Raw genomic sequence first — 24,994 nt, 5'->3', positions numbered from 1 at the left:
CCTCTGGTGAAGGGGAGGGCGCGCAGTGAGTTCGATTGAAATAAAGGATCTCCGACACACATATTACAATCCTCACACTCGGCAACAGGTATTGGCTCTCGACGGGGTCAACCTCACCGTGGGAGATGGTGAGTTTGTCACGGTAGTGGGCCCAAGTGGGTGTGGTAAGTCCACGCTGCTATACCTCATTGCGGGGCTGGTTCGTCCATCGAGTGGGGAGATTCGGGTTGATGGAAGGGTTGTTTCCGGTCCAGGCTCGGACCGAGGTATGGTCTTTCAAGAAATCGCCATTTTGCCGTGGCGGACGGTGCGGCAGAACATTGCCCATGGGCTCGAAATTCAGGGTGTTGCCAGAGAGGTAAGGGAGACAATTGTCAAGCGGTACGTAGATTTATGCGGGTTAAACGGATTTGAGGATAAATACCCTTACGAGCTGTCTGGGGGTATGCGACAGCGGGTAGCCGTAGCGAGGACCCTCGCCTCCAACCCCAAAGTCGTGTTGATGGACGAACCCTTTGCCGCTCTGGATGCCCAAACGCGTATTACCCTTGCTCAGGAGCTGCATCGCATCAGTTTGGCTACTTCACCTACGATCATTTTTGTGACCCATAACGTTGAAGAGGCGCTCTACTTGGGAGACAAGGTCGTCATCATGTCCCGACGCCCGGGGCGGGTAAAGTCAATCGTGTCGGTGCCGGTTCCGCGTGCAAAACGAACCTATGAAGACGTCATGGGTAATCCCGAACTGGAGGAAATACGTCAGTTCATTTTCAATGCGATTCGGGAAGAGGTGATGGGCAGCGTCAGCGACGATGGGGAGGTGAGGTCCTTCGACGAGGTACAAGGTGATAGCAGTAAAGGTAGACGGCGTTGGTGGCAGATATTACTCCACCGCACCATTCTGTCTGCCCTTGGGGTAGCCATCGTAGCTGGCGGCTATGCGGTGAAGGGTGCGTTGGACGCCCCAAAGAAGTTGGATCCAGATGTCCTTGCTGCCGTCCGCCGGGGTGAACCTGTGCGAGTTGTGGTCCACTTTCAGTTCCCCGTGGAGGATTTTCACATACGATATCTCCAATCCTACGGTACCGTTGGGGCCGTAACAAGCCATGAAATTCAGCTTCAGCGAGTCATGCCCCAGCAGTTGCTTAAGCTGGCCGGACATTACTGGGTGGAGCGGGTTGAAAGTGATAGAGGGGGGTAATTCCGGTGCGGATGCATAGGGGTGTTATGGGCTTAGTCGCGACGATTCTGTTGGCGGCCCTTTTCATGTCAGCGTGTGGCGGGGGACGTCCAGCGCAAGACACAGCCGGCCAGCCACAGGGCTCTGGTGGTGGAGGGCAACCATCGCAAGATGGCGGAGCCGAAAGGGTGACGATGGGTGCTGTAGACAATGTATTGTCTTCGCTCTTCATGGTTGGGGTGAGCAAAGGCTTCTTTCTCAAGCATGGCATGGACGTCGAGCTAAAGCTGTTCAAGAGTGGCCAGGAGTTAGCCAAGGCTCTTGCCTCCGGAGACATCCAATTTGGCACATCGGCCGTGAACAACTTCCAGACGGAGCTGCAGGCTGGGATCCGAAATGTCGCCTTCATGTCGATCATGGGCGACAATGCATCTCTTACGGCTGATACGCCGTTAGCGATCGTGGCCGCTCCCGGGTCGGGCATCACGAAACCCGCTGACTTAAAGGGGAAAACCATTGGGCTCTCACTAGGTGGGACGGCTGAACTCTATCTCCGGCAGGTTCTGAAGAAGGCTGGTCTGCGCGCCGAGGACGTCAAAATGGTCCAGGTGCCTCCCGCGAACTCGGTAACGGCCATTAAGACGAAACAGGTCGATGCCCTTTCTTTGTGGGAACCATGGCAGACACAGGTGCTGCGGGAAGTGCCAGGATCCGTTGAAGTTGTACGGGGAGGCGGATACTTGGGCTACATCATTTTCGGCCTGACAAAAGAAGAAACGTTCCGCCAGCGGCCTGATTTGGTAAAAAAGGTCGTCATAGGCTTTGCCGAAACCGCTGCTTGGGTTCGCCAGAATCCGGATGAAGCCGGCGCTGTGGTTGCTACTTGGATCTCGGGACTGGATCCCAAAATTGCTGGAGAAGCAATGCGTAACGTTCCTTTTGACATTCGTATCACCAATTTCACAAAGGAGGTATGGGATAGCTCAAACCAGATGTTAATTGAACAAGGCAAGCTGAACGCACCGGTTCCCATGGAGGGACACTTTGATACCACTGTGCTCCGTGAAGTGGTAGAGGAACATCCTGAGTGGTTTAGCGACTTAAAATCCGCTGAACTACTTGACCTTAAACTTCCGTAGGCAGGATAGGGGCCGTTTAAGAACAATGTAGGAGGTCAAATCATGGCGAAGTTTATTCGAAACACTGACGTGCCCCAGGACACCAAGTACGAGCGAGGGCTTAAGATTGAATTTGGTATCAACGACGCGACTGCGGGTTCCACCGATATTACGATGGGCCATACGATAATTCCAGCAGGATCGCGCAACCAGCGTCACTACCATGCATGCAATGCATGCATGTACATTATCCGGGGTCAGTTGAAGGTTTTAATAGGGGACGGTGACACGTACTACGAAAAAGAGGTTGGCCCTGGTACCTTTGTTTACGTACCGAAAGGAGAAATCCACGGGTTGATCAACCTGAGTGATACGGAAGACGCGGAGCTTGTGTTTGCGTACGCTGGGGTACCGAACAAGGAAGCTGCGTGCACAACCTTTGTGGACAGTGTTGATGTTGTCGAACGTCATCTAGCTGCAAAAGGCATTAAAGTAGAGTAACAAAGTAGAGTAACATGGTAAAATTACCTGGGGCCCACAAAATGAGCAAGCTTCTGGCTCAAAAGATGGGCAAGCATCTCTAGGCAAAGCCTGACAGAAGGTGTTGGCGACTGTCGGTGGTTCTGCTGGAATTTGCAAGTCAAAACCCAGCCGCCTCGGGGACCCAAACGATCGGTGGGTCCCTGTAGGCGGCTGGCTCATTCGGTCCCACCACCCATGCTGCACCCGGGCCCTGTGGGGACAGGGCGGCAGGAGGACGAGGGCGGACGGGCGCGAAACGTCGTTCCAATGATTAGGGGATTTGCCCTTAATCCGCAAACAACGACTCGTGACGTCGGACGGACAGCACATGAAGGCAGGGAATTGCTCCGCATTATCCAATCCAAACATGGAGGATGCGGATGGGCACGGCGAGAGGGGGGCCTGGGATGTCCGCAATTCAATCCATCCAAGACGGTCGCCGCATGGACCACATTACCGGCGTGGTCGGTGAAGTCATGCAGCTTTTGGTGATGATGCGTCCTCTGCGCGAGACCTTAGACTTCATCGCGCGCCGGGTTTGCGAGTGTTTGGCCTTCAAATATGCCGCCATCTTACTTCCCGAAGACACCGCAGGCCAGATGCGCATTGAAGGGTCCTACGGCCTGGACGAGCGATACATCCGTGAGGTCAACCTGCGCCGCAAGCCCAAGTTTACGCCAGGGTTGTGGTCCGAAAGCCCCTCCATCCGGGCCTACCAAAGTGGACGCACGGTGATTATTTCCGACGTGCGCCACGATCCGTCCTTCAAACCTTGGCTCTCCCTGGCGGAAGAATACGGATATCGTTCCCTCGTCTCCATCCCGATGGTGTTGCGGGGCGACCCGATTGGCGTTCTGAACGTCTATAGTCCGACGGTACGAACCTATTCGTTGGCGGAACAGCAGATTCTTCAGGTAGTTGCTACCCAAGCCGCGCTCGCCATTGAGCTGGCTCGGTTGCTCCTTGAGCAAAAGCAAAGCATCAGCCGTCTCCGCGAGCTGGCTGAAGCCCTCCGAAGGGAACAAGAGGCCACAGAGCGAGTATCGGCCGTTCGTCAGCACTTAATTCAGCTGGTCATGAATAGCGCCGGTCAATCCGCCATCCTTCAAGCCCTGGCTGAACGCCTGGATGCCCCGGTGTTAGCGTGGGACCGGCGTCAGAGCCTGATGGCTTGGGGTATTCCGTCGGCATCGCCGATTACCAAAGAGGAAATCGAAGTCTGGTCCCGCTGGATTGAACATCCGACGGTCTCAGCGCGACTTGCGCAGTGCGTTAGTCGCGGTGAGCTGGTGCGCATCGAACCCTCCAAATCGGAAGGGCGAACCAACGCCGTGGCGGTGGTGCCGGTACCGGTTGGCCATGACTTACCGGCTTACTTGGGTCTCATTGAAGTCCAGGGCCAACCCCCTGAGTGGGTGTATAGGGCCCTGACGGAGGGCGCCGGTGTCCTCGCCCTTGAGCTCATGAAGCACAAAATGATCGTGGACACCGAAGAACGGCTGAAAGCCGATTTCCTGCACAGCCTGCTGACTGGGGACGTAAAGGACTGGAATCGGGCGGCGGAAAGAGCGCAGATGTACGGCATCGATCCCACCGTCGACTACATGCTCATGTTAATTGATGTCGATGAATCCGGGCGGGTCGATAGTCGAGTCCGAGTCCGTCTGAATGAACAGGTTAGCCATGTCCTTTCCCACCACCTCTCTTTAATTGCCACCACGGTGGTTCGCGATGTCATTGTCGCCATTTATAAAGCGAAAGATCCGAAACAAGGCGCGGAAAAGGGCCGACTGGCGGGGCGCGCCTTGCGCGATCATGTAAAGCGGACAATGGCTCAAACAAAACTGTTCATTGCCCTGAGTGGACCCTGTCGCCATCTGGCTGATTTCCAATCGGCATTTCAAGATGGAAAGGCCATGCTGGCCATTGCCAGGGAATATGGCCGTTGTGATCAAATTCTGACGGTACAGGATATGAGCCTTTTTAGACTCCTCCTGCGCACCCATGATCCTGGTCAAATGATCAAGGCAGCCGAGCTAACCCTGGGCGAACTCGCTACTGAAAGTGCACGTTCCGGCTTACTGTTTGAGACGCTGGTTGCGTATTTGGAGAATAACCAAGATGTACAGGCGTGTGCGACTGCTTTGGCGGTGCATCCAAATACCGTTCGCTATCGTTTAAATAAAGTGGAGCAGCTGACGGGAAAGAGTCTTTCGAAACCAAGCGATGTGCTTCAGCTTACCTTTGCCGTCACGGTGCTTCGGCTGATTAGGTCTTCCCATTAACGGTAGGGCGACGATTTCGAAGTGATGGGAGAGGGACGTCTAGAAGTGATGGGAGAGGAGAGGGTCGACTTCATGAGCAACATCGACCTGGTGGTAAAGGGCGGGAAAATTGCAACCAGCCATGGTATCATCGAGGGCAACCTTTACGTATCGTCGGGGCGAGTTGTAGCCATAGGACGCTTGGATGTGCCCGCGGCGGAAGTTGTGGATGCTGACGGCCTGTTCGTCCTTCCGGGATTTATTGACAGCCACGTTCACTTCATGGACCCTGGCGATCTGTCCAGGGAAGACTTCCCCACAGGGAGTGCCGCCGCCGCTGCTGCAGGTGTCACGACGGTGATCGAACACAGCCATGTCTATCAGATCCACACGGCGGAACAATTGGTCGAGAAGGCCGAGTACCTTGCAAACCGTTCCGTGGTCGATTTCGGTTTGGCGGCCCATTTTTCCCCTCACAGTGTCGACGATGTCGTCAACGTATGGGCTGCGGGCGCCACCTTCATCAAGGTGTTTACCTGCACCACCCACGGGGTCCAAGCGGTCGAAACAGCCCGGTTGGCCGAAGCCATGAAGCGTCTAGCGGGCCGCGACGCGGTCTATCTGGTTCACGGCGAGGATGAGTCCCTCACCGAGCACGCGGAAAGAGTCTTAAAGGCGAGATCGCAAGCCGACGGCGGCGTCATTCCGCAATGGCGTTCGTTGCTAGCCGAACAGGTGGCGGTCGCCTCCGTGGGCATGGTGTCCCGGGCCTTGGGTGGCCGCGTGGTATTTGCCCACTGCAGCCACCCCAGTGTGGTTGAAATCATCTCCACATTGCGGAACTGGGGTGCGAAGGTCTGGGCCGAAACGTGCCCACAATACCTCTACTTGTTTGAGGATGAGGTGCGTCAATTCGGCGCCTTTCGGAAATTCACTCCGCCGGCACGGGCCCAATCGGAAGCGGATCTCGGCGCGATGTGGCAGCTATTGCGGGACGGCCAGATCGCCTACGTGGCCAGCGATCACGCGCCGTCGACCCGGGAACAGAAAGAATCGGCAAGCATTTGGGAGGCTCCGTTCGGTTTACCGGGCATCGACACAACCTCGGCGCTTTTGTTGGATGCAGCCCTAACCGGCCGGATCTCGATCTTGCGGTTCGTCGAGCTCTATTCCCGGGAACCGGCTCGGATTTACGGACTCTACCCACGTAAAGGAGCGCTGTTGCCTGGAAGCGACGCGGATTTCGTCTTGGTGGACCCGTCTGCACGACGGGTGATTCGTGACGAGACCATCCTTTCCAAGGCGAAGTGGTCGCCGTTCAGCGGCAAAGAAGTGCAGGGTGCCGTCGTGGCGACGTACTTGCGAGGCAAGAAGGTGGCGGAGAACCGTGAGGTCCTTGCGCCGCCCGGTTCGGGCCGTTTCCTGCCCGGACCGGGCGCCCGGGGCGGCTAAGACTCACGTCAGAGGGACGCAGCGGAGCAGGGCCGCGGACGGGGCACAGGGGTCCATCCGGCTGGTTCCACGCCAGCCGTTGGCCATGCATTGGGACGCTGTTTGGCGCACCGCCTTCTGATGGTGGGGTAGCCTCCCGGCTACCCCACCATCATCTCCTTCAGCGCCGCCCCCGGCGGGACCATGGGCAGCACGTCCTCCTCCTGCCGCACGACGCAGTCCACCACCACCGGTCCGGGGCGCGCCAGGGCCTCGCGCACCGTCCCGGCCAGTTCGTCCGGGCGGGTGATGCGGTAGGCTGCCACCCCGTACGCCTCGGCCAGCTTGACGAAGTCCGGCTGGTGCTCGAAGACGCTGGCCGACAGGCGGTGGCCGTAGAACAGGTCCTGCCACTGCCGCACCATGCCGTGGGCCCGGTTATTAATTATGAAGACTTTCACCGGCAGCCCCAGCTCGGCCAGGGTCGAGAGCTCCTGCACGTTCATCTGGAAGCTGCCGTCGCCGTCGATGCACAGCACCCGCGCGTCCGGCCGGGCCAGCTGGGCGCCGATGGCGGCGGGCAGCCCGTAGCCCATGGTTCCCAGGCCACCGGAGGTCAGGAATTGCCGGGGCCGGCGGTACCGATAGAACATGGCCGCCCACATCTGGTGCTGGCCGACGCCGGTGACCACGAGGGCGTCGCCGGCCGTGGCCCGCTCGAGTTCCTCGATCACCGCCTGGGGAAGCAGTTCGCGGCGGGCCCGGTCCCGGTCGTAGCGGTAGGGGTGCTCCTGCTTCCAGCCGTTCACCCGCTCGAGCCACGGGCTGCGATCGGACCACTCGTCCGGACGAACCCGGCCCAGGGCCTCCCGCAGCGCCTCCAGCCCCTGCCGGGCGTCGGCGGCGATGGCCACCCGCGGTGCCTTGACCTTGCCCAGCTCGGCGGCGTCGACGTCGATGTGGATGATGGCGGCGTCGGGGGCGAAGGCCGACACCTTGCCGGTCACCCGGTCGTCGAAGCGGGCCCCGACGGCGATGAGGCAGTCGGTCTCGGTGAGGGCCATGTTGGCGGCGTAGGTCCCATGCATGCCGGGCATGCCGAGGAAGAGGGGGTGATCGCCGGGCATGGCGCCCAGCGCCATGAGGGTGGTGGTGGTCGGAAGAACCGCCTCGTCCGCCAGGCGGCGCAGGGCCTCGGCGGCCCCGGCGACGATCACCCCACCGCCGGCGTAGAGCACGGGCCGCCGGGCGCGGGCGATGAGCCGGGCCGCCTCGTCCAGGTTGCCCAGGCCGCGGCACCCGGCGGACCCCCATGGGCTAGGGTGGGTGCCAACCCGTGGTGTGCTGTCGTGGCGCTGACGGTGGTCGTCCCCATCGGCCGCCGACGCCACGGGCGTCGGTCGCAGCGGGCGATCCCACGCCTCCGGCGGGATGGTCACCGTGAAGACGTCCTTCGGGATGTCCACCAGCACCGGCCCGGGCCGGCCGGATGCGGCCACGGCGAAGGCCTCCCGCAGGATGGCGGGGAGCTCTTCCGGGTCCAGCACCAGGTAGTTGTGCTTGGTCACCGGCATGCTGACGCCGAAGGTGTCCGCCTCCTGGAAGGCGTCGGTGCCGAGGAACGCCCGCCCCACGTTGCCGGTGATGGCCACCACGGGGACCGAATCCAGGTAGGAGGTGGCCAGGCCCGTGATCAGGTTGGTGGCTCCGGGACCGGAGGTCGCGATGCACACCCCGACCCGCCCACTGGCCCGGGCGTAGCCGTCGGCGGCCAGGGCGGCGCCCTGCTCGTGGCGGGCCAGGACGTGGCGCAGCGGGGCCCCGTAGAGGGCGTCGTACAGGGGCAGCACGGCGCCGCCGGGGATGCCGAAGACCACCTCGACCCCCTGTTCCACCAGCACCTGGACCACGGCTTCGGCGCCCGTCATGGGCGCCCGCTGGGTACGGGGGGCAGGGCCCGCGCCGGCCGAGATGCTGGCCACGACGCCGGCCTGGGGGCCTCCTGCAGCCCCGACGGCGCGGCGAGCCTCGGCTCCGGTCTTGGGGCGAGCCTCGGTGCCGGTCTGGGTGCCCACCGCAACCTCGGTCTTGGGCCGAGCCTCGGTGCGGGTCTGGGTGCCCACCGCAGCGCCGGTCTTGGGGCGAGCCTCGGTGCCGGCCTGGGGGCTCCCTACAGCCCCACGATCGGGGCGAGCATCGGCCCCGGTCTTGGCGCGAGCCTCGGCCCCGACCCGGGGGTGAGGCTCCGCGCCGGCCTTGGAGCCGGTGCCAGGGGGGACCGCCGGGTGCCGGCTCCGTCCGTCGGCCCGGCCGTCGGGCAACGGCTCACCGTCGGGCGACGGCTCTCGCCCGTCGGCGCCCGGGGTGAAACCGGGCGGAGGCTCGCCCGCGGCGGCCGTCGATGGGGGGCGGGTGGCAACCCAATCGCCGAAGGAAGTCACGGCGCAACCCTCCTAACCGGAAAGAACCACCGAAACCTGAACGAACCACGACACCTGCGAAACCACGGCCTCGTCGGGGCCAGGACCATACCACGACCCGATCAGCACCATGTCGGAACCCTGACCATGTCGGAACCCTATCGGACCCTTTGCGATCGCACCCTACGGGCCCATCGGGCCCAGGCAGGCCCCACGCTGATGCAACGCGGCTGCAACGCGGCTTCCGTCAAGGCTCCCGTCAGCCCATCAGTTCAACCCATCAGCACCGCACCCGTGTTGGCCGACGTCACCGCCCGGGCGTAGCGGGCCAGGTAACCCCGCGCCTCCCGCGGGGGCCGCGGCTGCCACCGCTCGCGGCGGCGGGCCAGTTCGTCCGGAGGAACCCGCAGCTCCAGGCGGCGGCCCGGGATGTCGATCTCGATCTCGTCGCCGTCCTCCACCAGGGCGATGGGCCCGCCGGCGGCGGCCTCCGGCGAGACGTGGCCGATGGAGGCGCCCCGGGTGGCGCCGGAGAAGCGGCCGTCGGTCACCAGGGCCACCTCGCGGTCGAGGCCCATGCCGGCCAGGGCGGCGGTGATGGCCAGCATCTCCCGCATGCCGGGCCCGCCCCGCGGCCCCTCGTAGCGGATCACCACCACGTCCCCCGGGCGGATGCGGCCCTGGCGGATGGCGTCGGCGGCGTCCTCCTCGCTGTCGAAGACCCGGGCCGGGCCGCGGTGCCGCAGCATGGCCGGGTCAACGGCCCCCTGCTTCACCACCGCCCCGTCGGGGGCCAGGTTGCCGCGCAGCACGGCCAGGCCGCCCTCGGGGCTGTAGGGCTCCTCCAGCGTCCGGATCACGTCGGATCGCCAGGCGCGGGCCCGCTGGATCCGGCCCTGGGCGGCGGCCACGTTCTCTGCCAGGGTCCGGCCGGTGACCGTCAGCACCGAGCCGTCCACGTGCCCGCCCCGCAAGAGCTCCGCCAGCACCGCCTGGATGCCGCCGGCCTGGTGCAGGTCCTGGATGTGGTGGGGGCCCGCCGGGGCCAGCTTGCAGAGCTGCGGCGTGGAGCGGCTGATCTCGTCGATCAGGTCCAGGGTGATCACGTCGGCCAGGCCGGCGTCGTGGGCGATGGCCAGCAGGTGCAGCACCGTGTTGGTGGAGCAGCCCAGGGCCATGTCGACGGCCAGGGCGTTGCGGAAGGCGGCCTCGGTCAGGATGTCCCGGGCCCGGATGCCGCGGCGCACCAGCTCCATCACCTGCATGCCGGCCTGCTTGGCCAGCCGCAGCCGGGCGGCTTCCACGGCCGGGATGGTGCCGTTGCCGGGCAGCCCGAGGCCGATGGCCTCGGTCAGGCAGTTCATGGAGTTGGCGGTGAACATGCCGGAGCAGGAGCCGCAGGTGGGACAGGCGGCCTCCTCCAGCTCGAAGAGCTCCTCGGCGGTGATGCGGCCGGCCTGGAAGGCGCCCACGCCCTCGAAGACCGTGGCCAGGTTGACGGCCCGGCCGTAGACGTTGCCGGCCATCATCGGCCCGCCGCTGACCACCACCGTGGGCAGGTTCAGGCGGGCCGCGGCCATCAGCATCCCCGGCGTGATCTTGTCGCAGTTGGGGATCAGCACCAGGCCGTCCAGCTGATGGGCCTCGGTGACTGTCTCGATGGAGTCGGCGATGAGCTCGCGGCTGGGCAGGGAGAAGCGCATGCCGCGGTGGCCCATGGCGATACCGTCGTCGACGCCGATGACGCCGAACTGGATCGGCGTGCCGCCGGCCATGCGGATGCCGTCGCACACGGCGCGGGCGATGTTGTCCAGGTGCACGTGGCCGGGGATGATCTCGTTGCGGCTGTTCATCACCCCGATCAGCGGGCGGCGCAGCTCCTCGTCGGTGTAGCCCATGGCCTTGAAGAGGGAGCGGTGGGGGGCGCGGTGGAATCCCTCCACCACCTCCCGGCTGCGCAGGGGGACGGCCGTGCCGTTGGCCCGGGGCTCGGCCGCCGGGGGCGCCTGGACCGACGAACCGCCCGTCGTGGCGGGGCCGGTGGCGGTCGGCCCGGGCGGCACGGCGACGGTCGATGCTTGCTGCGCCGCAGCGGTCCGCCCGTGCGGCACGGCGGCGGTCGACCCTTGCTGCGCCGCGGCGGTCGGCCCGGGTCGCACCGCAGCCGTCCCCCGTTCCGTTGCCGCCGCAGGCGCCACGCCCGTCCCCGTTCCGGATGGCGACGTCACGCGTCTCACACTCCCTTCCGAGCTCGGGCCCGGCGACGGGTGCTCCCCGTCCCGGCGTCCCGGCGTGCCGATGGTGGGGCCGTGGGGCGTTGGCCGGGCGGCACCATCCCGTTGGTGGCGGCGGCGTGGTCGGCCGAGCCCTGGGGTCCAGGGGTGGTGCCCCGGCTTCCCCCCCGGCCGGCCGACGCCGCCTCTGGTCCGTGGACGCCGCCGGGCGCTGCGTCGGGGGTCGGGCCCCGGCCGGCGCGGTCGCGGGCAGCGCCTGGGGCCCCGGCGGGCGGGGCCGGTTCGTCCGGAGGAACCGGCCGGAAGCCGTAGTCGCCGGCGATCCACGAGGCGGCCACCGCATCGCCGGCCAGCCCCGGACCCTCCCCGGACCCGCGGCGGTCCGGCGATCCCCGGCCGTCCCGCTCCGCCGCCGGCACCACCGGCTCCAGCGGCGCGGGGGCCAGCCGTTCCCGCACCCGGCGGGCGACGGCCCGGCCCACGTCCTCGGTGCCCGCCACCGGGGCGCCGGGCGGCGCGATGTCAGGCGTCCACGGCCCCGCGGCCAGCAGGTCGTCGACGGCCTCCTCCACCGCGCGGGCCTCCCGCTCGAGGCCGAAGGCGTAGCGGAGCATCATCGCCGCCGAGGCGATGGCCCCCAGGGGGTTGGCGATGCCCCGGCCGGCGATGTCGGGCGCCGAGCCGTGGACGGGCTCGAAGAGGGGCGGCCGGCCCGGCAGCCCGAGGCTGGCCGAGGGGAGCAGCCCCAGGGAGCCGCAGAGCGCCGCGCCGAGATCGCTCAGGATGTCGCCGAAGGTGTTCTCGGTCACCAGCACGTCGAAGCGCCCGGGGTTGCGGACCAGCTGCATGGCGGCGTTGTCCACCAGCATGTGCTCCAGCTCCACGTCGCCGAACTCCTCGGCCACCGCCTCGGTCACGCGGCGCCACAGGCGGGAGGTCTCCAGCACGTTGCTCTTGTCGACCGAGATCACCCGCCGGCGCCGCCCGCGGGCCAGCTGGAAGGCCATGCGCACGACCCGCTCGATCTCGGGCGTGGTGTAGACCATGGTGTCGTAGGCCCGCTCGCCGAAGGGCTCCTGCTGCACCCCGCGCTCGCCGTAGTAGAGCCCCCCGGTGAGCTCGCGGACGATCAGGATGTCGATCCCGCCGCCGACCACCTCGGGGCGCAGGGGACCGCGGCCCGCCAGGGCCGGATGAACCCGCACCGGCCGCAGGTTGGCGTAGGCGCCGACGCCCTTGCGCAGCCGCAGCAGGCCGGACTCCGGCCGGCGGGCCACCGGCTCGCGATCCCAACGCGGCCCGCCCACCGCTCCCAACAGGATGGCGTCGGCGGCCAGGCAGGCCTGCTCGGTCTCGGGCGGGAAGGGGTCGCCGGTGGCGTCGACGGCGGCGCCGCCGATGGGTGCCTCGACGAACTCGAAGCGGATCCCGGCCGCCGCCCCCACCGCCTCCAGGACCCGCACCGCTTCCCGCGTCACCTCGGGGCCGATGCCGTCCCCGGGCAGGACGGCGATGCGATACGTCATGCTGCCCGCCCCCTCCGCAATCCGTCCCGGCATCGGAAGGCCCTCATGGCACTCGTGCCGGCGTCCGTCGGCTGCCTTCGTCCGGGCTTCCGTTCCGCGCGGCTCCCTCGGGGAGCGCTGGTCCGGTCCGTCCCCGAGGCCCGCGACATCGCGTGGTCCGGTGGCAGTTGTCCGGTGTCAACCGTCAAGGGGACCGCCCTGGGTCCGCACCCTCCGGTGCCGCCGCGGCGGCCGCCAGCTTGCGGCGCGCGTACTCCACCAGCCCGCCGCACCGCAGGATCTCCTGCATGAAGGGCGGGAACGGGGCCGCCTGGAAGGTCTCCCCGGTGGCCACGCGCCGGATGGTGCCGGCCGCCACGTCGACCTCAACCTCGTCGCCGTCCTGCAGGGCGGCCACCGCCTCGGGGCACTCCAGGATCGGCAGGCCCACGTTGATGGCGTTGCGGTAGAAGATCCGCGCGAAGGACACGGCGATGACGCACGCCACCCCCGCGGCCCGGATGGCGACGGGTGCGTGTTCCCTCGACGAGCCGCAGCCGAAGTTGCGGCCGGCGACGATGACGTCGCCGGGACGGACCTTGCCGGCGAAGCTGGGGTCCAGGTCTTCCATGCAGTGGGCCGCCAGCTCCGCCGGGTCCGTGGTGAACAGGTACCGCGCCGGGATGATCACGTCGGTGTTGATGTCGTCGCCGTACTTCCACACGCGGCCCACGGCCGCCACCTCCTCACCGTGCGCACCTCGCGTCGTCTATCGCGTCCGACGCCCGTAGGACGGGACGAACCGGCCGCCGCCCCCGGATGCTCCCTCCGCCGCCCCCGCCGGCCATGGACCCACCGCGCTCGCGCGAGCGGCCTGCTGCCCTCGGGGAGCGCCCTGCACCACGGGCGCCGCCCCCGGGACGGAGGCACCGCAGGTCGCCTCCCGCCACGCCGGGCACTCCGGGTCGCCTCCCGCCGCCCCGAACGGAGGCACTGCAGATCGCCCCCCACCACGCCGGGCACTCCAGGCCGCCTCACGCCACCCCGGCCACCTCTTCGTACCGGATGCCGAGTTCCTCCGGATGGCAGAGCCGGCCCGCCACTGCCGACGCTGCGGCCACCGCCGGGTTGGCCAGGTACGACTCCGACTCGGGATGGCCCATCCGTCCGACGAAGTTGCGGTTCGAGGTGCTGACGCACCGCTCGCCCTTGCCGAGGACCCCCATGTGGCCGCCCAGGCAGGGGCCGCAGGTGGAGGCGCTGACCACGCACCCGGCGGCCATGAAGACCTCGATGAGCCCCTCCTTGAGCGCCTGCAGGTAGATGTCCCGCGACGCGGGGATCACGATGGCCCGCACCTCGGGATGCACTCGGCGGCCGCGCAGGATGCGGGCGGCCATGCGCAGGTCGTCCAGGCGGCCGTTGGTGCAGGAGCCGATGAACACCTGGTCGATGGGGACGCGCTCCACCTGGCTCAGGGGCCGCACGTTGTCGGGCGACCAGGGCAGGGCCACCTGCGGCTCGATCTGGGCGGCGTTGAACTCGTACACCTCGGCGTATTCCGCGTCGGGATCGGACCAGACGGGGCTGCACGGCCGCTGGGCCCGCTGGGCGACGTAGTCCAGGGTCCGCTGGTCGGGGTTGAAGATGCCGTTCTTCCCACCGGCCTCGATGGCCATGTTGGCCATGGCCAGCCGCCCGTCCATGCTGAGGTCGGCCAGGGCCTCGCCGGTGAACTCCATGGCCTTGTACGTGGCCCCGTCGCACGAGATCCGGCCGATGGTGTAGAGGATCAGGTCCTTCCCGGTGACCCACGGCTGCAGCCGGTTGTAGTACACGAACTTCAGGGTCTCCGGCACCTTGAGCCACGTCTCGCCGGTGGCCATGGCGTACGCCAGGTCGGTGCTGCCCACGCCGGTGGCGAAGCAGCCCACGGCGCCGTAGGTGCAGGTGTGGGAGTCGGCCCCCAGCACCAGCTCGCCGGGAAGAACCAGCCCGCGGTCGGGCAGCAGCGCGTGTTCGATGCCCTCGCCCATCTCGTAGTAGTGGGTCAGGCCCTGCTCCCGGGCGAACTCCCGCGCCACCTTGCACTGGTCGGCGCTGCGGATGTCCTTGCTGGGGGCGAAGTGGGAGAGGACGATGGCCACCCGCTCGGGGTCGAAGACCTTGGTCGCCCCCATCTCCCGGAAGGCCCGGATCGCCAGGGGCGCGGTGATGTCGTTGGCCATGAGGAAGTCGACCCGGACCTCGACCAGCTGGCCGGGTTCGACCGAGGGGAGGCCGGCGTGGGCGGCGAGGATCTTCTCGGTGATGGTCATCGGGCGGCGTGCCGCCATGGGTTGAACCTCCTCTGCGCAAGCCTTGCCGTCGACGCATGGGGCCCTCGGCGCGGGGTGTGGCCGTGGACCGGGCGGCCGGTCGTGCCGGGTCGGTCGCCGGGGCCAGCCCCCCGTCCCTGGAGGTCCGCCGACGTCCGGCGCCTTCCCAGGGGCCGGATGTCGACGCCCGCCGGCCCCCGGTGGCCGACAGGGAGCCGCACCTCGGTCGCCGAATCCTCATAGGCTGGGCATGCGGCCGGCCGTCTGGGCTGGGGACCCGGCCGCACGCCCGGCCTTGGGGGGCCGCCCCGTGCTCCCCACGGCCCGTTCGGGGGGTCAGGCGCCGTGGGCGAGCCGGGATGCGGCCCCGCTCTCTTGCTGGCGTTCGTCCAGCACCTCGGCCGCCAGCCGGGCGAGGGCTTCCTTGCTGACGAACTCCCGGCGGTCGGCCAGGGCCTTGAAGCGGCGGAAGACCTCACGGAAGGCCTCCTCCGGCAGGCGGAAGCCCAGCCGCTCCAGCTCCACCCGCACGGCGTGGCGGCCCGAGTGCTTGCCCAGCACCAGCTGCGAGCCGCCGGCTCCCACCGCCTCGGGCCGGATGATCTCGTAGGTCAGCGGGTTCTTGATCACGCCGTCCTGGTGGATGCCCGACTCGTGGGCGAAGGCGTTGGCCCCGACCACCGCCTTGTTGGGAGGAACGGGCACGCCCGTCAGGCGCGAGACCAGTTGGCTGGTGGGGACCAGCCTCTGAGTGTCCACCCCCGTGGTGGCGCCGAAGACGTCGCCCCGTACCGCCAGCGCCATGACCACCTCTTCCAGGGAGCAGTTGCCCGCCCGCTCGCCGATGCCGTTGATGGTGCACTCCACCTGGCGGACCCCCACCCGCACCGCCGCCAGGGCGTTGGCCACCGCCATGCCCAGGTCGTCGTGGGTGTGGGCGCTGAACACCACCCGGTCCGACCCGGGCACCCGGGCCATGACCTCCTGGAACATGCGGGCGTAGGTCCAGGGCGTGGCGTAGCCCACGGTGTCGGGCAGGTTGATGGTGGTCGCCCCGGCCTCGATGGCTGCCGCCGTCACCTCGGCGAGAAAGCCCACGTCGCTGCGGGTGGCGTCCTGGGCGGAGAACTCCACGTCCGGGCACAGCGAGCGGGCATACGCCACCATCTCCTCCACCAGCCGCAGCACCTGGTCTTCCGTCATGCGCAACATGGCCTCCAGGTGGACGGGCGAGGTGGAGACGAAGACGTGGATCCGCGGCCGGCGGGCGTGGCGGATGGCCGCCCAGGCCCGGTCGATGTCCGCCGCCGCGGTGCGGGCCAGGGCCGCCACCACCGGGCCGTGGATCGCCTCGGCGATCCGGCCCACCGCCTCGAACTCGCCGTCGGAGGCCACGGGGAAGCCGGCCTCGATGACGTCCACGCCCAGCGCCTCGAGCCAGCGGGCCACCTCGACCTTCTCCTCCACCGTCAGGGCCACGCCGGGGGTCTGCTCGCCGTCGCGCAGCGTGGTGTCGAAGATGCGCACCCGATCGGGGTTCGCGCCGGCTCCTCCGGCCTCGGCGTCGGCCCCCGCGGGGCGGGTCACGCCGGTTCGCCTCGCAGGGGTCTCCGTCGAGGCGTCCGTCGTGGGGGTCCTCGTGACCTCGCCAACCCCATCCGCCATGGGGCATCCCTCCCTTCAGGGTCTAGGGCCGTCCGGTCAGGCGGTGGTCTGGTCGGCCCGGGCCGCCCGGCGGGCCGCGTCTGCCGCCGTCGGCGCCCCACCCTCTGCGTCCTTGGGCAGCCAGTCCATCATGGCACGCAGCCGGCGGCCTACCTCCTCGATGGGGTGCCGGGCCTCCTGGGCACGGCGGGCGTTCATAACCGGGCGTCCGGCTTGGTTCTCAAGGATCCATTCCCGAGCAAAGGCTCCGGTCTGGATCTCGGCCAGGATCTCCCGCATTCGCTGTCGGACCCCTGCGTCGATGATCCGTGGCCCGCGGGTTAGATCGCCGTACTCGGCGGTGTCGCTGATGGAATAGCGCATACGGGCCAAGCCGCCCTCGTACATAAGGTCCACGATGAGCTTCAGCTCGTTGAGGCACTCGAAGTAGGCGATCTCAGGCTGATAGCCAGCTTCCACTAAGATCTCAAACCCGGCCTTGACGAGCTCCGTCATGCCGCCGCAGAGCACCGCTTGCTCGCCGAACAGGTCCGTTTCCGTTTCCTCCTGGAACGTGGTCTCGATGACCCCTGCCCGCGTGCATCCGATACCCCAGGCGTATGCCAGGGCCAGAGCCTTAGCATCCCCCGTGGCATCCTGGGCCACCGCTAGCAGGCCGGGAACGCTGCGTCCTTCCCGGACCAACCGGCGCAGCAGGTGGCCGGGGGATTTTGGTGCCACCATAAAGACGTCGATCCCCCGCGGCGGCTGAATCTGGCCGGTGTGGATGTTGAACCCGTGGGAAAAGGCCAGGGCCTTGCCCTCGGTCAGGTGGGGGGCGATTTCCTCTCGGAAGACGGCGGGTTGGCGATCGTCGGGGATCAGCATGACCACCACATCCGCCGCGGCCGCCGCCTCGGCCGGCGAGCCCGTGGGGAAGCCGTCGGCGCGCGCCCGATCAGCGCTGGCTCCTGGCCGGACACCGACCACCACCTCGACCCCCCGGTCGCGCAGGTTGAGGGCCTGGGCGTGGCCCTGGCTGCCGTAGCCGATGATGGCGACCCGGCGCCGGCGGATGAGGTCCGGGTTTGCGTCACGATCGTAGTAGATGGTTGCCATGGCGTTCCCTCCCGTCGTACTGTCTCCTTCCTAATGGTGGTGGGTGGAGAGCGCCCCCGTGGGCTGCCCATTGATCCCTCGTGGCCTACGGCCGTCGGCGGAACCTACGGATCCTGGCCGGCTGTCCTGAGCGGCCTCCGGGATGGCCAGCGAGGTGGCCCGGCCCCTTATGGGTGGGAACCGGTAGCCAGGACAGGGGGCAAGGTGCTGGCCGGGATGGGCAACGGGTTCTCCTCTGCGGAGGGATCCCGGAGAGGGCCTGCTCCCAGCTGGGTTGCGGCTGCTGCCCCCGGAAGGACCCGGCCGCCCCGGCCCAGGGCCGCCACCCCGGTGCGCATGACCTCCACCGGGCCGAACTCCGCAGCCAGGTTGAGGAAGGCCTCGACCTTGGTGGGGTCGCCCGTCACCTCCAGCACCAGCGAGCGGGGCGCCACGTCCACCACCCGGGCGCGGAAGACCTGGGCGACCTGCAGGACGTCGGCCCGCCGGCCGGGGTGGTCGAGCAGCACCTTGACCAGGGCGAGCTCCCGCCCCACGGCGCGGGAGGGTTCGACCACCTCGACGCTCACCACGTCGATCAGGCGCGCCAGCTGGGCGGCCAGCCGCTGGGCCCGCGGGGCCGGTTCGTCCAAGCCCAGGTTGATCCGGAGGAACCCGGCCGGTCCGGCGGGGCCGGCGGCCAGCGACCGGACCTGGTAACGCCGGCTCTCGTAGACGCCGAGGATGCGCCGGAGGATCCCGGGTCGGTCGGCGGCCAGCACCATGACGTGGATCACCGGTCTCACCCCCTTCCGTACAAAGGCGGAGGGCGCTCTTCGCCCCGGGCCCGCTCTGGGCCGGGGGCGAAGAGCGCCCTCTTCGCGGTACCACCCCGGTTGCCGCCGCCTCGCGGCGACGGCCTCGGCGGGTGGCGGAGACCGCCACCCTTTGGGCTAACGACGACTCCTCTCCCGGACGCCGGTCCCGCTGGCCCTGGCGACGCTCGTCGTGGCGGACCCCGGCGGGTCCTGCCGGCACCCGCCCGGTGATCGGGGGCCCGCAAGGGGCGCATGCCGTCGCGCATGCCGTCCGGCCTTCCGCAGACCGCGCGGCACGGCGCGGAGCGGGTCCACCGCGCGGTCCGTCGGGGACCGGGGGTGGACCGTCACCCCCGGGCGGGTCGCCATCGGCATGGCGGCGTACGGCTTGCCAGGGCGGTGCACTGCCGCACGCCGGCGCTTCGCCATGGGAGCGAGCGACCGGGTTCTGAAGCCGCCGGCTCCGGCTAGGGGCTGCGGCCCTTCACCGGAACGGCTCCGGGGCGAGTTCGCCGGGTCCACGGCGCCGGTTCGCACCGGCCACCGGCTCTCTGCAGCCGGGAGCACCGGGTACTGCTCCCCTTCACGGCCGTTGCTCGCGTCGGGTTGTCAAGGATGCGCCACGGATAACAAGAGACCCCGAGCGGCAAAGGCGCCAACCGGGGTTGGGAACCTGCCGCTCGGGGCTTTTATCCCCACGGTGTCCCGCCGGACGAACCCGACGGGTTGCGCCGCTCGGTCCAGTCCACCGCATCCGGCCGGCCGCGATTGCCTTCGCGGTGCGCCAACCGGGGTGCCTCGCCCATCGGCGGCGCCTCGGGAAGGGACGGGGCGGCAGAGCCTCTGGGGTCGTGCCGGCCACCGGATGGGGCCGGTACCGACACCCTGTGGACACGGTGCGGAACCCTAGGCGCACTTCCCAAACCGACGCGGACCGCTCTGCATCGCGGAGCGCTGGTGCTGTCCGTGTCAGGTTTGACCTGGATTATAGCACCGGCTCGGGGGGTGTCAACCCATTCCGCCGAAAGATGTTTGATTAAGGTTCTTTAACGTTCGGTGGACGTCACGCGACCACCTTATGCGGGCGGAAGACGCATCATGCGACCGCTTCGCCTGCGGAATCCGCCGAGTGCGGCCCGTTCGTCGAGCCCGCCGCACCCCCACCGACGGCCGGCCGGCGTCCGGGGGCGGTCGGGTGGCGGTGGGGGCAGCCGGCGGCCGGACCCCGGTCGGCGGCCGGCGGCTGGGATCGGCCCCCGGTGGGCTCGCTGCCCCTTGCCCTTGGCTTCGGCGGTCACTGGCACGGACGGGGCGCGAAGGGGAGGGGACCCTGCCGGCGCCGGACCCCGCCGTCCACCGCCGGCCCGGACCCCTTCGGTGGGCCAAGGCCACCGTTCGCCGCCGTCCCATTGCGCCTTGCACCGCACCGACCGTACAGGGTAAGAAAACGATCAATACCCCCCGCAAGAAGGAGGATGGCCCCGTGAGCATCCACAACGGCAAGCCCCGGGCCGGGGAGTCGGCCGGTTCGTCCGCACCGTCGCAGGCGGAGCGACCCTCCCTGGAGGAGCGGATCCGCCAGGAGGCGGCCCAGCTGGAGGAGGAATGGCGGACCGACCCCCGCTGGCGCGGCATCCGTCGCAACTACTCGGCGGAAGACGTGGTCCGGCTGCGAGGCTCCGTGCGGGTGGAGTACACCCTGGCCCGTCAGGGCGCCCGGCGGCTCTGGGAGCTGCTCCACAGCGAGGACTACGTCGCGGCCCTCGGTGCCCTGACCGGCGCCCAGGCGGTGCAGATGGTCAAGGCCGGGCTCAAGGCGATCTACCTGAGCGGCTGGCAGGTGGCGGCCGACGCCAACCTGGCCGAGCAGATGTACCCCGACCAGAGCCTCTACCCCGCCAACAGCGTCCCGGCGGTGATCCGGCGGATCAACAACGCCCTGCGCCGGGCGGACCAGATCCACTGGGCCGAGGGGGACGACTCCACCTACTGGATGGCGCCCATCGTGGCCGACGCCGAGGCGGGGTTCGGCGGCCCCCTCAACGCCTTTGAGCTGATGAAGGCCATGATCGAGGCCGGGGCGGCCGGGGTCCACTACGAAGACCAGCTGGCGTCGGAGAAGAAGTGCGGCCACATGGGCGGCAAGGTGCTGGTTCCGACCAGCCAGTTCATCCGCACCCTGACCGCCGCCCGCCTGGCCGCCGACGTCTGCGGCGTGCCCACGATCCTGATCGCCCGCACCGACGCCCTGGGGGCCACACTGCTGACCAGCGACGTCGACCCCTACGATCAGCCGTTCATCACCGGCGAGCGGACGCCCGAGGGCTACTTCCGGGTGCGCAACGGCATCGAGGCGGCCATCGCCCGCGGCCTGGCCTACGCGCCCTACGCCGACCTCTTGTGGTTCGAGACGGCCAAGCCCGATCTCGAGGAGGCGCGCCAGTTTGCCGAGGCGATCCACCGCGAGTACCCGGGCAAGCTGCTCGCTTACAACTGCTCGCCGTCCTTCAACTGGAAGCGCCACCTGGACGACGACACCATCGCCCGCTTCCAGCGGGAACTCGGGGCCATGGGCTACAAGTTCCAGTTCATCACCCTGGCGGGCTTCCACGCCCTCAACGCCTCCATGTTCGAGCTGGCCTACGGCTACGCCCGCACCGGCATGACCGCCTACGTCCGGCTGCAACAGCGGGAGTTCGAGCTGGAGGAACTCGGCTACACCGCCACCCGGCACCAGCGCGAGGTGGGCACCGGTTACTTCGACCGGGTCGCGGAGGTCATCGCGGGCGGGCAGTCGTCGACCCTGGCCCTGAAGGGCTCGACGGAGGAAGAGCAGTTCGAGGGGGCGCCGCGGGCGGCCCGGGGGGCGTGACGGAACACCGGGCGGCAGCGGTAGCCCGTCACGCCGGCGGGTGCCAGCGGCGGGCTCGGGCCCGCACGCATCGAACTCGCCGGAGTGGATCAGCATAAGACAAGAGGGGTGTGCCACAGCGCAACAGGCAGAGAAGGGCCGGGGAACAACCCGGCCCTTCGACGTATGAAAGTGAAAGAAATCATCTGATGTTTGTGCGCCGGGGGTGAAAAGATGTGGCGGTTAAGGGCAGCTGTCGCCTGCGTTACTGTCCTGGTGGCAGTGGCGACCTTCGGCGTTGTGAATCGGTCCCACGCTGACGCACCGCCTGATGTTGTCCAGGGCATTAAGGACGACATCCCATATGTGCGGGTTGTGTTGGCAAGCGAACCGCAACATTTTGGGCTTACAAAACTGAGTGATGCGGATAACGTAACTTTCGGCGAGGGCTTTCGCGTCCACTATGTCTCTGAGCAAGGTATTATTAACGGGTCTACGGACGTGGATGACATCATTAAGCCCTATCCAAGCCTCCATATTTTCCCGATTTACGTGAATGCAAATCCGGTTGGCACCGCATGGGCACAAAGGGTTGGTGATGAGTGGAAGATTATTCAGGTATCAAGTGACTCGCGGTTTGCGAATGACGTACGAGAGGCTCAACGGATGCTTGTGGCCAATGGTATCACTGGGCAACTGCGCTTGGTCTATGATGAGGGACATAGAATAGTTGGTCTTGTGGGGGTCGACAGCCGTGGCAACAGCCGGTTTGCGTCCATGCGTGACATAAGCTTGTATAATCTTCCCTCGTCGCAAGTCGTGGATATGGAGCGGTTGGTGAGTGAGGTTCGACAGAGAATACAGTCGTCTTCTGATAAGGGTGCTGTTGGTGGGCCTACCGGTGTTAGTTCAGAATCCGAGCATGCTATGCCGAATCCGGTATGGGCCGGATTTGGAGCGGGTGCGCTGGCAGTTATTGTCGGATCACTCTGGTGGGTACGGCGGCGGGTGAGATGAGGAGAAATCGCCACCTGCGGGATTTCTATAGGAGTGCACCGTGAGAGTAACCGAAGGGGCGTGGGCGTGACGGGCCGTTGTCCGCGGGTTGGCGGGCGGAATGTCATCGCAGGTGTGCTGAGTTTGTTTTCGAGGACGCGAGGCATACGGGGCAGTTAAGCAAGGTGTGGCAGTCGACTGGCAGGGCCACCGTGGCGCTGTGGGCTCGCCGCATGGTCTTTCTGGTGGATCAGCTCGAAGGCGTCTGCCGCGAGCTCGAGGCCTGTCACCAGCAGCTTGAGACCCTGGTGCAGGCGCACCCGGACGGGGACGGCTCCGATGAATGTCCCCAGTCAATGCCCGGCGTCAGCATCATGGACTTGCCACACGCGGTAGCTGCCCATGATGCGGACGTAGGTTGCCTGCCGTCGCAGCTCGTCGATCGCCTCCTGGACCCGCGGCTGCTCAAGGCTCCCTTCGAGGTCTGCGAAGAACATGTACTGCCACGACCCACCTGGTTCCGGCCGGGCCGTCAGCTTCGTCAGGTTGATCTCCCGCCGGGCGAAGGCGCCAAGACAGCGGTACAGGGCGCCCGGGCGATCCTCGCCGACGAAGAGCAGGGAGGTCTTGACCCCTGCCGGGACGAGGTGGGGCCTCGCACGGGAGCCGGGTGTCCCGGGTCCCCCGGCTGCCCCGGGTACCCCCGGTGTCCCGGGTGTCCCCACGCTGGTGGGGCCGGCCGCACTTGGGGGCCCTGGCCATCCTGGCGGGCCCTCCAGGCCCTCTGAGGTCTGCGGGCCCTGCGGATCCCGCGGGCGGCGTGACGCGCCCATGGCCGGAGGATCGGCAGGCGGCGACGCACCGGCCTGCGGGGATGCACCGGCCTGTGGCAACCTCCCCGCCGGTTCCTCCCGTTCGAGGTGGTAGAACCGGGTCACATTGCCGGCCGCGTTCTGGATGTCTTCGGCCAGCACCGCGAGGCCGTAGCGGACGGCGGCCTGGTGGGAGGCGATGGCCCCCAGGTCCCGGCGGCCGGCTTCGGCCACCTGGCGGGCGGCGGCGGCGGTGTCGTAGGTGGGCTCGGCCAGCAGGCCGTGCCGGTGGAGGAAATCGCGGCACTGGGCCAGCGCCTGGGGGTGGGACCGCACCACCCGCAGGTCGCCGAGCCGGGTGCCGGGCAGGGCCAGCAGGCAGTGGCGGACCGGCAGCTGAAGCTCGCCCCGGATCCGCACCGCGTGGCGGCGCAGGAGGTCGTAGACTTCGCCCACGTCGCCGGCATAGGAGTTCTCGACGGGGACCATGGCGGCCGGGGTGTCACCCGCCACCAGCCGTTCGAACACGTCGGCGAAGGTGGGGCACGGGACGGGTTCGACATCCGGGCCGAAGTAGGCCCGTACGGCCGCCTCGCTGAAGGCGCCCGGTTCGCCCTGGAAGGCCACCCGCGGGCGCCCGTGGCCGACGGCGGTCACGGCTTTCCGCGTCCCGGTGTGGGGTGTGGTCGCGGTATATGTCGCGGCGCGGTTCGTCCGTCCTGCCACCGGCTGGCCTGCACAGGTCCGGTTCGCCAACGGATCGTCCACCGGAGCAATTCCCTCCCCAGACGGAGCCGTGCCCGGTGGCCCGCCCTGCGGTCCGGCCGGCCACGATCGCCAAGCACCGGGCGAGCGATGCTTCCGTGGGGCCGCGGGCTAGACGGATCGGCGCATCGCCGGGAGTGGGCGAAGACGGCCCACGATCTCATGTCGCCAACGGTGCCCGTCATATCTGTCAGCGGGTCTTATAGGAGGTAGGATAGCACAGGGCGTTCGAGGCAGGAGCTCCCATTCCCCTGATTGCGGTGAAACATCCCTTCGTCACGGCAATCCTTCAAGAAAAGGGATTGACAACCATCACCCCGCCATAATCCTGTCCGGCGTTCAGGTCTTCGGACCAGATCACGTTGCTACCTAGTGCCTGGGCACTGCGAATGATCATTGCGTCCCAGAAGGATAGGCTGTATCGACGGTGAATTCTGATCGCCTCCAGCACGTCACCGGCATCCGGCGTGTGCACCTGCCAGTGCGAAAGATACTCGATGATCCGTGCTGCCGTTTCCGGCAGAAGTGGCTTTCGGACCTTTTGGGTGACCGTCACGTAGAACTCCTGCAATACCTGCACGCTGAGGCAACCGTTGCCCGATTGCCACAGCTCGGTGACAAGAGCCTTCGCCCGGGCATGCTTTTCCCCGGCTGAGGTATCGTGGGCATATACCAGCACGTTCGTATCCACGAACTGCCGGTCGCCGTTTTTACCGGTCATGGAGATCGCTCCGGCTTCCGACGATGTTCCCCTTTGTCGCCAGGTCGAACTTGTCCAGCATGGCCAGGTGGCACTCTCTTGCCTTGCGGTACTCGTCTTCCTTGCGCGTGAGATCTTCGAGCAACTGGGTGAGAAGACCAGAGAGCGAGGTCCCCCGTTCAATGGCGATGTGCTTTGCCCGGCGCAGCACGTCCTTCGGTAGGGAAAGGGTCACATTCTGGTACTCCACGGGCTTCACCCCCACGAAATCAAGTGTATCACGTCTTTGCGTGACCGGTCCGTCGCTCCGGCCCGAGT

At 67.4% G+C, this 24,994-nt stretch carries 18 protein-coding genes; 7 read left to right on the top strand and 11 right to left on the bottom strand.

All coding sequences use genetic code 11. The features are described from left to right. The first annotated feature begins 25 nt into the window (after positions 1-25). From Q5761_RS09110 to Q5761_RS09090, 5 genes are all read left to right on the top strand, one after another. The gene (locus Q5761_RS09110) at positions 26-1,201 is read left to right on the top strand and encodes an ABC transporter ATP-binding protein (RefSeq protein ID WP_318750350.1); all 1,176 of its coding nucleotides are present in this window, start codon (positions 26-28) and stop codon (positions 1,199-1,201) included. A gap of 173 nt (positions 1,202-1,374) precedes the next feature. Continuing rightward, complete coding sequence (locus Q5761_RS09105) at positions 1,375-2,319, top strand: ABC transporter substrate-binding protein (protein WP_318751638.1); 945 nt, start codon at positions 1,375-1,377, stop codon at positions 2,317-2,319. 42 nt (positions 2,320-2,361) lie between these two features. After that, positions 2,362-2,799 (top strand): cupin domain-containing protein, encoded by a 438-nt coding sequence (locus tag Q5761_RS09100; RefSeq protein ID WP_318750349.1) that lies wholly within the window; start codon positions 2,362-2,364, stop codon positions 2,797-2,799. Positions 2,800-3,227: 428 nt separating this feature from the next. Continuing rightward, the gene (locus tag Q5761_RS09095) at positions 3,228-5,105 is read left to right on the top strand and encodes a helix-turn-helix domain-containing protein (RefSeq protein ID WP_318750348.1); all 1,878 of its coding nucleotides are present in this window, start codon (positions 3,228-3,230) and stop codon (positions 5,103-5,105) included. A gap of 72 nt (positions 5,106-5,177) precedes the next feature. Further along, entirely contained in the window at positions 5,178-6,536 is a 1,359-nt protein-coding gene (locus tag Q5761_RS09090; RefSeq protein ID WP_318750347.1) for a dihydroorotase family protein, read from the top strand. Between the two features lie 140 nt (positions 6,537-6,676). On the opposite strand, the gene ilvB is transcribed toward Q5761_RS09090, so the two are convergent. The 8 genes from ilvB to ilvN all read right to left on the bottom strand — a co-directional run bounded on the left by ilvB (position 6,677) and on the right by ilvN (position 18,531). Continuing rightward, on the bottom strand, positions 6,677-8,590 hold the full coding sequence (ilvB, locus tag Q5761_RS09085) for a biosynthetic-type acetolactate synthase large subunit (protein WP_413084500.1): 1,914 nt from the start codon (positions 8,588-8,590) through the stop codon (positions 6,677-6,679). A gap of 617 nt (positions 8,591-9,207) precedes the next feature. After that, positions 9,208-10,896: a dihydroxy-acid dehydratase gene (gene ilvD / locus Q5761_RS09080; RefSeq protein ID WP_135225858.1), complete on the bottom strand. Its 1,689-nt coding sequence runs from the start codon at positions 10,894-10,896 to the stop codon at positions 9,208-9,210. Positions 10,897-11,168: 272 nt separating this feature from the next. Beyond that, positions 11,169-12,728, bottom strand: coding sequence for a 3-isopropylmalate dehydrogenase (leuB, locus tag Q5761_RS09075; protein WP_318750346.1), 1,560 nt, complete (start codon positions 12,726-12,728; stop codon positions 11,169-11,171). Between the two features lie 151 nt (positions 12,729-12,879). Next, complete coding sequence (gene leuD / locus Q5761_RS09070) at positions 12,880-13,407, bottom strand: 3-isopropylmalate dehydratase small subunit (RefSeq protein ID WP_318750345.1); 528 nt, start codon at positions 13,405-13,407, stop codon at positions 12,880-12,882. Between the two features lie 301 nt (positions 13,408-13,708). After that, positions 13,709-15,010, bottom strand: coding sequence for a 3-isopropylmalate dehydratase large subunit (gene leuC / locus Q5761_RS09065; protein WP_135224130.1), 1,302 nt, complete (start codon positions 15,008-15,010; stop codon positions 13,709-13,711). A gap of 318 nt (positions 15,011-15,328) precedes the next feature. Then, entirely contained in the window at positions 15,329-16,657 is a 1,329-nt protein-coding gene (locus tag Q5761_RS09060) for a 2-isopropylmalate synthase (RefSeq protein WP_318750344.1), read from the bottom strand. A gap of 36 nt (positions 16,658-16,693) precedes the next feature. Continuing rightward, entirely contained in the window at positions 16,694-17,755 is a 1,062-nt protein-coding gene (gene ilvC / locus Q5761_RS09055) for a ketol-acid reductoisomerase (RefSeq protein WP_318750343.1), read from the bottom strand. A gap of 167 nt (positions 17,756-17,922) precedes the next feature. Next, a complete protein-coding gene (gene ilvN, locus Q5761_RS09050) occupies positions 17,923-18,531 on the bottom strand; it encodes an acetolactate synthase small subunit (RefSeq protein ID WP_318750342.1) in 609 nt (202 codons plus the stop codon). Positions 18,532-20,113: 1,582 nt separating this feature from the next. Between ilvN and aceA the strand changes: the two genes are divergently transcribed. Beyond that, positions 20,114-21,424, top strand: coding sequence for an isocitrate lyase (gene aceA, locus Q5761_RS09045; RefSeq protein ID WP_413084595.1), 1,311 nt, complete (start codon positions 20,114-20,116; stop codon positions 21,422-21,424). A gap of 345 nt (positions 21,425-21,769) precedes the next feature. Beyond that, positions 21,770-22,420, top strand: coding sequence for a hypothetical protein (locus tag Q5761_RS09040; RefSeq protein WP_318750340.1), 651 nt, complete (start codon positions 21,770-21,772; stop codon positions 22,418-22,420). 332 nt (positions 22,421-22,752) lie between these two features. Here the strand turns inward: Q5761_RS09040 and Q5761_RS09035 are convergent, their stop codons facing one another. The 3 genes from Q5761_RS09035 to Q5761_RS09025 all read right to left on the bottom strand — a co-directional run bounded on the left by Q5761_RS09035 (position 22,753) and on the right by Q5761_RS09025 (position 24,926). After that, a complete protein-coding gene (locus Q5761_RS09035; protein ID WP_318750339.1) occupies positions 22,753-23,868 on the bottom strand; it encodes a prephenate dehydratase in 1,116 nt (371 codons plus the stop codon). 397 nt (positions 23,869-24,265) lie between these two features. After that, on the bottom strand, positions 24,266-24,697 hold the full coding sequence (locus Q5761_RS09030) for a PIN domain-containing protein (protein WP_135224126.1): 432 nt from the start codon (positions 24,695-24,697) through the stop codon (positions 24,266-24,268). Next, a complete protein-coding gene (locus Q5761_RS09025) occupies positions 24,687-24,926 on the bottom strand; it encodes a DUF6364 family protein (protein ID WP_135224125.1) in 240 nt (79 codons plus the stop codon). Before Q5761_RS09025 ends, Q5761_RS09030 begins: the two co-directional genes overlap by 11 nt. Positions 24,927-24,994: the final 68 nt, after the last annotated feature.

The organism is Thermaerobacter composti, assembly GCF_033582035.1.
GTDB classification, from domain to species: Bacteria; Bacillota; Sulfobacillia; order Thermaerobacterales; family Thermaerobacteraceae; genus Thermaerobacter; species Thermaerobacter composti.
Note: the sequence above shows the minus strand (reverse complement) of the source record. Positions and strands in the feature narration are given on the sequence as shown.